The sequence below is a fragment of the Streptococcus oralis genome, from assembly GCF_003943385.1.
Lineage (GTDB): Bacteria > Bacillota > Bacilli > Lactobacillales > Streptococcaceae > Streptococcus > Streptococcus oralis_CA.
Map to the genome: position 1 here is coordinate 106,604 of NZ_RJPI01000006.1, position 9,132 is coordinate 115,735.

A 9,132-nucleotide genomic window follows, 5' to 3' on the forward strand; every position below is an offset into this window, starting at 1 on the left:
TATAGATAGAATTGAACACGGCCTAAAAACTATGCGAAAAAGAAAAAATTACCTAGAACCAGCGTTAATTTTCCTATTTTCACTTTGCTTTTAACGACCTTTGTATCTTGTGGAGGTAAGAAGAAAGGAATATGATGCATCAATTCAATCAAACCATGGATTATTTGGAACAGCAGCTGACTGGAGAAGTGGATATGAAAAGATTTCAGCAGTTATCGGGCTATTCTTACCCTCTTTTTAGCAGGCTCTTTTCTATCCTGGCAGATATGACCTTAGCAGAATACTTGCGCAATCGCAGGCTGTCAGAAGCTGTGACAGACTTGCGGGAAAGCTCTGAGAAAGTTATTGATATAGCACTCAAATACGGCTATGAGTCTGCGGATGCCTTTAGCGCAGCTTTCAAGAAATTCCATGGTGAAACCCCCTCAGAAGTTAGAAATGGAAAAGCTTATCGGGTCTTTCCTAGACTTCAATTATCCTTAAAGATTACAGGAGGAAAGAATATGGATATCAAGATTCAAAAGAAATCTGCTTTTACTGTAGCAGGCGTCCTATTGGAAGCTATCGACAATAGCCAGTGCCCATCTGCTTGGGAGCAGCTCTATGCAAATCACAGCTTTGAAAGCTTAGAAAGTATGGGCAGTGGCAAATCCTTTGGCCTCTGCTCTGATGTCAAAGAGGGTGAAATCATTAACTACATGGCGGCTTATGATGTGACGGATAAAGCGAAAGCAGAAGTCCTAGGCCTTTCTATCAAGGAAATCCCAGCAGCTGAATATGCCATCGTACCAGTCAAAGGTCCTATACCAGCTAGCATTCACAATGCTTGGAAATATGTTTTAGAAGTCTTTTTCCCAGAAACTGGCTATCGTCATTCAGGTGCACCAGACTTTGAAGTTTACACCAAGGGAGACATGTCCTTACCTGACTATCAAATGGGACTCTGGATACCAGTGATTAAGGACTAGATAATTTTTTATAAAGATGCAAACCTAACTCTGTAGAAAGAATCTTTACAGAGTTTTTAATTATTGACATTCATGCCCGTAAATCACAAATACCCATATTTTTTGTTTGGATTTTATGGGGCATGCGAATAGTTTTCTCGGTATAATAGTCCTATAGAAGATAAGGAGGCAGGAATATGCAGATGTATTTTGGAGATGTGTCACTTTGCTATAGCTATTCATTGGCAATGGCACTGGATGGCTATGGCTATGACTTTAAAGCAGACTTTCTAGAGGCAATAATGGTGATGGGAAATGGCGCTAGTATCGTAAAGGAAGATGACCAGCATCCTCTAGTATTCTTTGATAACGGAATGCCAGATATTTCTATCTCTCATTCTTTAAAAATACTTGGGTTTGACTATGAAGAATTCTATCTAAAAGATGGAGTGGAAGTAGATTTGGAAGAGATTAAAAGAAAGTTAGAAATGTTTCTGTCTAATGGACCTGTCGTTCTGGGACCTCTTGATATGGGGCATCTGACCTACAATCCCAATCACACAATCCTTTATGGTGTGGATCACTTCGTAACCGTGTATGCTATTGATGATCAGTACCTCTATTTGCATGATCCAGCTGGTTTTGCCTGTATGAAGGTTGCTTTTAATGACATCTTAGAAGCCTGGAAGGCAGATGCTATTGACTATAAGCGCGGAGCCTACTCCATGTGGGGAAATTTTAAGAAGGCCAAGAGTCCTAGTCAGACTGAAATCTATCAGGAAACAGCAAGGATTATGAGGCGTCGATATCTGAATGGCCAAAACGGTGTGTTGGAATGCTATGCAAAAGCAGTTGCTGAAAACGGCTTAAATACGGAGCAAAAACAACTACATCAGTATTTTAGCTTTAAACTTGCTGCTGTTCGAAATCTCTATCTCAGTAAGTTCTTAAAAGACCATGATCCGAAAGGGGCAAGATTAAAAGAGGAATTGGCTACTTTATTTGGCCAAGCCCACCTTTCATGTTTAAAAGAAGATTACCAAGAACTATCCCGCTTGCTCTATCAAATAGCAGAAGTGGATGGTCGCTTTAGAGATTTATATGTAAAGTAGTGACTATAAGCATAAAAAATAGTTAGTAAAAGCAGTTGTTCGTAAAATGAAGAACTGCTTTTTGATTATGGTATAATGAAGTAAGAAAATACCTCAACCTACTAGAAAATGAAGGGAGAACACCTATGCCTAGACCAAGAACGAAAGAGGAATTAGTGCTAGCCTCTAAGGAAAACTATGAAAAGCTCAATCACTTTATATCTAAATTAAGTGAAGAGGAACTACAGACTCCTTTTGATTTTTCAAAAGATGAAAAGAAAAAAGAAGCTCACTGGAAAAGAGATAAAAATCTAAGAGATGTTCTGATCCATCTCTATGAATGGCATCAGTTACTTTTGACCTGGGTACATTCTAATCAAAAGGGACATGAAAGACCTTTTCTCCCTGAACCTTATAATTGGAAAACTTATGGGGAAATGAATGTCGCTTTTTGGAAGAAGCACCAGAAAACGTCCTTAGAAGAAGCTACTAGACTACTAGAGCAATCGCATAAAGAGGTTTTAGAGTTGGTGGAAGACTTTAGCAATGACGAATTATTCACAAAAGGTGTCTATAAGTGGACGGGAGGAACAAGCCTAGGCTCCTACTTTGTAAGTGCCACCTCCAGTCACTATGACTGGGCTCTGAAAAAACTCAAAGCTCATCAGAAAAATTGTAAGAGTAACTAGTTGAAGTGCTATTGAAATTCACTAAAGGTTCTTCTACGCTTCGAATAGCTTAGTTCTCGTGATTTTAGAGCTCTTCTAGCTTTAGAATCCTTCAAAAATTAAAATTTAAGGCTATCATAGACTTAGAATAGGTCTAAAACATATATATAAATGCAATTCTAAACTTAGAATTGCATTTATATTAAAGTAATTGGACTGTTCGACGCTTAGAATGCCTTGATTCTAAGAAATGTTGACTAGAAAATGCTTAAATTAACTTTTTTCTGATATAGGATGATAGATAGGTGAGATGATGAACATACAAAAAGAGAACGTTAGAAAAGAGTTGGTGTCCCTCTGTTTGGGAGAGCTTTCAGCCGTCCTATCCTTTTGGTTTTGTTTTTTCCTTTTGAAAAATCGGCTTTCTGATTGGAGTAGTCTAGTAACCATTCTCTATCCTCTGTCTTTACTGACATTTATATTGCTTCAAGGTTCAATCTATTGGGCGATTTTGATTAGAAGACTGTCCAATCCTCAGTTCGGAAGTGGAAATGTCCCTAGAATATATGGTGGGCTCAGAATACTAGACCTTATTTTACTTATTTCAGGCTTTCCTGTCATTGTCTGGAATACACAGAGTTTCCAAGTGGCTATCTTAGCCACATTGATACAGCTTTTTGCCCTTATCGAATGGATCAATTATTACCTCATACGCCTATCTTATAGTTTGAACCCACTTGTTTTATGGAAACGAATTGCCAAGGGAAAACTTGAAAAAAGCAGAATAGCTAAGGAGTTGCGGTAGGGGGGCTATCATTATTTTGATTTCAAATATAGCAGAAAAGTTATATGTAAGTATATAGAGAAGAAAAAGGGAAATGAAAAAAATTTTAAAAATTGTACTCATAACTGTATTAGTTTTTCTAACTTTGTTTTGTCTATATCGTGTCTATCAAAAGTATTATTATAAAGGAGTATATGAATCTTTAAGTAATGTCTTTCTAGAGATGAACTATGCAGAAACCCGTAGTGGTATCTTACCTGGCCTCGCTGATTTTAGTAAAGCCGTTGACGGAAGTCAGTCGTTTAGAGAACCAGACTGGATAATTCCCATAGGGCTTGATGCAGGCTTGTCTGAAAATGAAAGTTTGGAAGTGATTGTAGGTTTTGAAGAAACTTTTATTATTGAATACCAGCAACTATTATCTGATGGGAGATATCTATTTATTAGATACAATTATAAGAATAAAAATCTTAACCAAACTATCGAAATTTCGGATTCTAAAAGTTCACTGGCATACTACTTAGCTGGGTATAATATAAGAAATAAGGATAGCGGAGAGATAAATTTGGAGTCGTATTTTAAGAGAGCGGGCACTGTGGAAAAACCAAATTTTTACTTAACTAATCCCAACGAAGCACTAGAGTATTTAAAGCCTTATGAGATTGATGAAGCTTGGATTAAAGAAAAATCCCACTTTATGCTCTATGATGTCGTTCTAGAACGCTGGTTTAAAAATGGTAGTCAACGTTACTCAGTTGACAATCTTGGGGATGTAGAGATTGTGCCACTCAGTTTTTCTGAATAGAGTAGCTGAACTGATAGTAGATATAATAGCGTTGTATGAAATAAAAAATGTATTGGATGAAAAACAAAAATAATGAATCCGCTACTAGAACCTATGCCTTTTCATAAAATAAAGGAGAGAGGAAATGAATATTTTAAAAATACAGGAACAGATTGACAGTACGAAGTACTGGGATTCCTACGCATTAGACTTTAGAGCTTCATTTTTCGGGGACGAATGTAAACTCTATATCGAGATTGAAAATGGCAAATCGGATCAGTATTGCTGGGAGATAGTTTTCTACCGTTGTTTTAAGGTTGACTATGAGACGGATGCTGGTTGGACATGTTGGGAAAGCAAGAGTGGCACAAGGAATTTCAATATGAAAGATATTCCTTTTGAAAATCTCATGTCTCACACTGTACATGACATTAGACTTATCGAAGAGAAAAATGATATGATACAAGCTACAATTACTTTATCAAGTATGTTAATTAAGATTGTGTGCCAAGAAATTCAAGTCTCTAAGGTTTTAGTCAGAGAACAGAACTTCTTTTGGTGCTAATAAAATAGGATATCATCTCAGCAAGCATCAAATACCTGCTAAAAATAGAGATGAGTAAAGCCATATATCCAAGCAATTTTGATAAAATATATGCAAGATATTCTTGATGAATGAATTGGAAATTGATGTTATCACAAAAGACTAGAAGAAAGTGAGTTGAAAATACCATGAAAATAAGTGGGAATATGTCAAAATATAATAAAAAGATTTCTTTTAAAGATTTCTTTTTTTGAGATTCTTTCCAATATCCCATCTAATAATGCTAAATGGTANATTTTTGAATTTGATGCCATTGGAAAAGCACCGAATAATCTGACTATGTCAGAATTTGAAGATCTAGTCTTATATTCAAAATATGGCTATCAAATGAGTTGGAACGAGCTTTTAAAATTTTCAAAGGAAATAGAGGATATAAATAACTTAATATTAGTTTCCTCTACATCTCCTGTTGAATTTGATGCTATAGAAACGGATACGGAAGATTTTTTAGTAAGGTTAGAAATAGATGACAGCATCTTTTGGGAGCTCGAATTCTATTAATTTGATGAGGTAGATAAGAATGACTATTGAGGATTTAAGTGAACTACTACTATCAATAGCGGAAGAAGATGCTATCATTTCGACTTTATTTTCATTTTTTATTAGAAACAAAGGATATTCAACTCAGATATTGGAAGAGATTATTTTTTATGGAATGGCAATAGGTTGGTTTGAAATCGTTAATGTAGAAAATGATAATATTCCTTATACGGATATTGAGTGGAAAATTGATAATGACTTTCAAGAAGTTGTTTTTTGCGATAATGATTTTGCTGTAAAGACTTTATTTACACAGGAAGGTGGAATCCCAGAATTATTCAAAAAGTTTATCTGATAACAGAATGCTCAATCAATTCCTGTCCTCCATTTAAAATCTCTGACAGACTTATCTGGATTGCCTTCTAATCATATCATAATTTCTTAAGAAGGATGTATGATATGATAGTAGGAGCTAGTACATGGCTTGATAAGGAGATTGGAGATGAAAAATATGAAATCGATTGTTTTTCTTATCTTTCTAAAAATAAAAAAGTAGGAGTCCAATCATATGGAACTAGGTAAATTTAATTTTGAAAATAGAGGTCAGTCGCTAGCAGAATTGGGTGTTGCAAGTTATGCATACACATATCAAGATATGTTGGCATATCTTAACTGGATAGAGTCGAAAAAGTTTATGATTCTTGGTGGCAATGTCTATGTAGAAGGAAATGGGGGACTTGAGTTGACTTATGATAGCTGGTATTATTCTCCTAAAAATAATGGTAGCGACTTACTCCAGTCAATTTCCGTAGCAAAAGATTATATCAACCAGTATATAGATAGTAATGGAAAACATTTTTATTTTACAGTAGTTACTTCAGCATAGATGGAATTGATAGTCAAAAAGAATTGCTCAGTGTAAATAGAAATCATAAATATAAGTAGGATAGGAAATTATTGAGAAAATAGAACTAGAGATGTTGTGGATTAAATGAGGTGAAAAATGATTGATGAATTGAAAAAGAAGATTGCTTCTAGCGAGGGTGTAGATTTTGCACCATTTGGAAAGGGGATTTCTGATGAATGGATTATAAAAGCTGAGAAAAGATTAAATTTTACTTTTCCTGAAACATATAAGTGGTGGCTGAAAAATTATATGGGGGGAGAGATTTATGGAGAAGAAATGTTCAGTATTTATGGATTAGATTTTGATACTGTTGTAGGAGGAGATCTTGTTTATATAAACGAGCTGAATCGAAAAGAAGGGTTCAGTAATTCTGAGCAATTAGTTATTTGTGAATGTGGTGATGGCATGTTCTATTTTCAAAATCAGGACGGTCTGACCAATGAATTACCTGTTTTTAAAGATGGAGAATACTATGCAGATAATTTTATAGAATTTCTACTAAAAAGAATAGACGAGTAGTATTAATAACCTATTCAGATGCAATAGAATCATATATATAACTCTCGAGGAAGGATGGTTTTGATAGATTTATAGTATGAGCAGGATGACACAAAGCGAGATTAACTGTTCAAAATGTTCATTCTTTAAAAACAAGAAGATTAAGCCTTTCTATACTTTCATAGGACAAAAGATACATGGCTCTTAAATATCTCCTGAGTAAAAAACTATGCAANTATACAGAAATTGAAAAGCAGATTGCTAGAAGTTTGGATCTTTTATGAAAATAATATTACTATAAAAATGATAGACAAATTTGAGATATAAATATTAAGGAGAGAAGTCGTGTTACGATTTGATTTAAAAAGCAAACAAAAAGAGATCGAAGAAATAGATTATTGGGAAATGGGAATACTAGATTTAAAGATATCCTATTTTGGAGATGAGGTTTCTTTGTGCTTAGAAGATTATCATAACAAAGAAAAATACTGGGAAATTAAGTTTTTAGTATGCGCAAAAGTAGAGTATAGCAATGATGCTTTAGACATTCAGTGGAGAAAAGATCAACCCGTTAAAAACATGACTAGAGGAGAATTACATCATCATGGTCAAGAAATTTCTTTACAAATTTATGAGGAGAATCCTGATTTTGTGAAGTGTATGGTTGATATTGGTTTGTTGCAAATGACAATTGTTTGTCGTGACATTCAGATAGAACATCTTGATTTAAAGGGTGCTCATTTCTTTTGGCAGGATAATGATGTTTTATAGATAAATCATCCAAAGAATCAAAGAACGAAAAACTGGTTTGTATTACATAACTAAGCATTGAGAACAATTTATAAGGTAAAATAATGAGAAATACGATGTTTATTTTTTCGAACCCAAAGGAGAACGAATAGACTCCTTAAAGTGTCAAGGAGTAGATGTTNTTCGTGCTTCGAAAAATTTTACTGTGATATATGTATCAGATTATTGAAAGGATTGATACGATGCTCGCTCCCCGATAATCCAGATCTATTTGGAGGCCGACCGGATTCTAGCTTAGATATTGTTGATAACAAAAACAGAATATTTACTTACTAGAAAATTTTATGATTCTGACGGGGAAAAGTTATTGGGAGGTAAGGAAATGACATATGAGTTTTTTAAGGAATTATTATCTTATGGGGAAGAGTTTGTCATATATCATCAAGATAAAAAATTTTATATTAGCCAACGAAGAGATTTGGGGGAGATATATTTCACTGTTTCTGAGAAAGAATATAGAGTATTCTATAATCAAATGGAATTTTTATCTGCAGCATTAATCAATGGTAAAACATTGGGTGAAACATGGGATGAACTCGAAGTTTATTAATCGTGTTGGTGTCGGAGTTCTAGCAGGTAGAGTAATCCGAGTAGGCTCGGAAAAATTTAATTGCAAGATGAATCCATAGTAAGATATGGACTTGTATACTGGAGCCTGTATTTAAAACGAATGTTTTTGGAAAGGAAGTAAAAATGCATTTAGGTGGCTCAGTGGTTTCTAATCATATTTTAGAAAATAAAGCAGAATTGAAATGGGTATTTCGTGAGGATGCCGTGGATGAGCTAGACAATGGCTGGCGCTTTCTTTCTGAAATAGATACCGAAGAATACTTATCAAATCCTGAAAATATGTCAGTATGCGACTGGAGTACAATTGTTGAAATTGAACCTGCTGTATTATTGCTTTACGACATGCCTATCGGAACAGAACTTACACTTATTTACGAAGGTGAGCAGAGATATTTTATAGATACAAATACTGGAAGCAAAATTTTACTATAAGACAGTAGCAGCAACCAGATAAGAAAAGAGATGAAAGTGACGATAGAAACAGAATTGAAAAGAATTAGTAAAAGTCTATCTTTAATAAATGACAACCAAACCTTTAACAAGATATCTTCTACTAATTTAGAGAATATAAATGATATTTTAAATGATTATTTACCTCTTCATTTAAAATGGATAGAGAAGGGGAATTCTAGAATAATTAAGTCATTAAGCGAAAGTCGTCAATTAGATAGACAAGCATTTTCTCAGTTACTTGTAGGTGTTAGAAACTTATATCTTGATTTAGAAGAACTTCAAGATTTGCTTATTGAAGTATCGAATGAAATAGATGGAAAGTAGATGTTTAATTTTATAAAAAGGAATAGTGGAGCTGTAGATGAAATTAGATATGGAGACTAAAAATGAAAAATGGGTAGAAGTCTTTAAAGGTTTGATTCCTGTAGATAACTATAAGATAAAGGTTTTGTTGACAAATTTGTCAGATGCTCAAGAAATTAGGCTGATTGGAGAGCAGAACCGTTTTAAATTATCATGTTTTTGCTATGATGAAG

At 34.3% G+C, this 9,132-nt stretch carries 14 protein-coding genes; all 14 read left to right on the top strand.

Features of this window, described 5'->3' with window-relative positions:
* Positions 1 to 131: 131 nt before the first annotated feature.
* Entirely contained in the window at positions 132 to 968 is an 837-nt protein-coding gene (locus D8803_RS05900; RefSeq protein ID WP_131200539.1) for an AraC family transcriptional regulator, read from the top strand.
* Between the two features lie 176 nt (positions 969 to 1,144).
* Positions 1,145 to 2,059 carry a peptidase gene (locus D8803_RS05905; protein WP_131200540.1) on the top strand — a complete coding sequence of 305 codons (915 nt, stop codon included), beginning with the start codon at positions 1,145 to 1,147 and terminating at the stop codon, positions 2,057 to 2,059.
* Positions 2,060 to 2,184: 125 nt separating this feature from the next.
* On the top strand, positions 2,185 to 2,727 hold the full coding sequence (locus tag D8803_RS05910; protein ID WP_131200541.1) for a ClbS/DfsB family four-helix bundle protein: 543 nt from the start codon (positions 2,185 to 2,187) through the stop codon (positions 2,725 to 2,727).
* Between the two features lie 280 nt (positions 2,728 to 3,007).
* Complete coding sequence (locus tag D8803_RS05915; RefSeq protein ID WP_190316804.1) at positions 3,008 to 3,511, top strand: hypothetical protein; 504 nt, start codon at positions 3,008 to 3,010, stop codon at positions 3,509 to 3,511.
* Between the two features lie 73 nt (positions 3,512 to 3,584).
* Positions 3,585 to 4,295 (top strand): TipC family immunity protein, encoded by a 711-nt coding sequence (locus D8803_RS05920; RefSeq protein ID WP_131200542.1) that lies wholly within the window; start codon positions 3,585 to 3,587, stop codon positions 4,293 to 4,295.
* Positions 4,296 to 4,419: 124 nt separating this feature from the next.
* A complete protein-coding gene (locus D8803_RS05925) occupies positions 4,420 to 4,839 on the top strand; it encodes a hypothetical protein (protein ID WP_131200543.1) in 420 nt (139 codons plus the stop codon).
* A gap of 559 nt (positions 4,840 to 5,398) precedes the next feature.
* Positions 5,399 to 5,713 carry a hypothetical protein gene (locus D8803_RS05935; protein ID WP_131200545.1) on the top strand — a complete coding sequence of 105 codons (315 nt, stop codon included), beginning with the start codon at positions 5,399 to 5,401 and terminating at the stop codon, positions 5,711 to 5,713.
* A 104-nt stretch (positions 5,714 to 5,817) separates the two neighbouring features.
* Positions 5,818 to 5,940, top strand: coding sequence for a hypothetical protein (locus D8803_RS09920; RefSeq protein WP_263398603.1), 123 nt, complete (start codon positions 5,818 to 5,820; stop codon positions 5,938 to 5,940).
* On the top strand, positions 5,927 to 6,244 hold the full coding sequence (gene imm40 / locus D8803_RS05940) for an Imm40 family immunity protein (RefSeq protein ID WP_131200546.1): 318 nt from the start codon (positions 5,927 to 5,929) through the stop codon (positions 6,242 to 6,244). Before D8803_RS09920 ends, imm40 begins: the two co-directional genes overlap by 14 nt.
* A gap of 117 nt (positions 6,245 to 6,361) precedes the next feature.
* Positions 6,362 to 6,784, top strand: a complete 423-nt coding sequence (locus D8803_RS05945; RefSeq protein ID WP_131200547.1) for an SMI1/KNR4 family protein — start codon at positions 6,362 to 6,364, stop codon at positions 6,782 to 6,784.
* Between the two features lie 324 nt (positions 6,785 to 7,108).
* Positions 7,109 to 7,534, top strand: coding sequence for a hypothetical protein (locus tag D8803_RS05950; RefSeq protein ID WP_131200548.1), 426 nt, complete (start codon positions 7,109 to 7,111; stop codon positions 7,532 to 7,534).
* A gap of 361 nt (positions 7,535 to 7,895) precedes the next feature.
* Complete coding sequence (locus tag D8803_RS05955; protein WP_131200549.1) at positions 7,896 to 8,123, top strand: hypothetical protein; 228 nt, start codon at positions 7,896 to 7,898, stop codon at positions 8,121 to 8,123.
* A 143-nt stretch (positions 8,124 to 8,266) separates the two neighbouring features.
* Positions 8,267 to 8,575, top strand: coding sequence for a DUF2185 domain-containing protein (locus D8803_RS05960; RefSeq protein ID WP_131200550.1), 309 nt, complete (start codon positions 8,267 to 8,269; stop codon positions 8,573 to 8,575).
* A 30-nt stretch (positions 8,576 to 8,605) separates the two neighbouring features.
* Positions 8,606 to 8,920: a hypothetical protein gene (locus D8803_RS05965; RefSeq protein WP_223805112.1), complete on the top strand. Its 315-nt coding sequence runs from the start codon at positions 8,606 to 8,608 to the stop codon at positions 8,918 to 8,920.
* The last annotated feature ends 212 nt before the right edge of the window (positions 8,921 to 9,132 follow it).

Bases quoted from the DNA above. Each gene is read 5' to 3' on its own strand.
- D8803_RS05900 (WP_131200539.1), top strand. From the start codon at position 132: ATGATGCATCAATTCAATCAAACCATGGATTATTTGGAACAGCAGCTG.
- D8803_RS05905 (WP_131200540.1), top strand. From the start codon at position 1,145: ATGCAGATGTATTTTGGAGATGTGTCACTTTGCTATAGCTATTCATTG.
- D8803_RS05910 (WP_131200541.1), top strand. From the start codon at position 2,185: ATGCCTAGACCAAGAACGAAAGAGGAATTAGTGCTAGCCTCTAAGGAA.
- D8803_RS05920 (WP_131200542.1), top strand. From the start codon at position 3,585: ATGAAAAAAATTTTAAAAATTGTACTCATAACTGTATTAGTTTTTCTA.
- D8803_RS05925 (WP_131200543.1), top strand. From the start codon at position 4,420: ATGAATATTTTAAAAATACAGGAACAGATTGACAGTACGAAGTACTGG.
- D8803_RS05935 (WP_131200545.1), top strand. From the start codon at position 5,399: ATGACTATTGAGGATTTAAGTGAACTACTACTATCAATAGCGGAAGAA.
- D8803_RS09920 (WP_263398603.1), top strand. From the start codon at position 5,818: ATGATAGTAGGAGCTAGTACATGGCTTGATAAGGAGATTGGAGATGAA.
- imm40 (WP_131200546.1), top strand. From the start codon at position 5,927: ATGGAACTAGGTAAATTTAATTTTGAAAATAGAGGTCAGTCGCTAGCA.
- D8803_RS05945 (WP_131200547.1), top strand. From the start codon at position 6,362: ATGATTGATGAATTGAAAAAGAAGATTGCTTCTAGCGAGGGTGTAGAT.
- D8803_RS05955 (WP_131200549.1), top strand. From the start codon at position 7,896: ATGACATATGAGTTTTTTAAGGAATTATTATCTTATGGGGAAGAGTTT.
- D8803_RS05960 (WP_131200550.1), top strand. From the start codon at position 8,267: ATGCATTTAGGTGGCTCAGTGGTTTCTAATCATATTTTAGAAAATAAA.
- D8803_RS05965 (WP_223805112.1), top strand. From the start codon at position 8,606: ATGAAAGTGACGATAGAAACAGAATTGAAAAGAATTAGTAAAAGTCTA.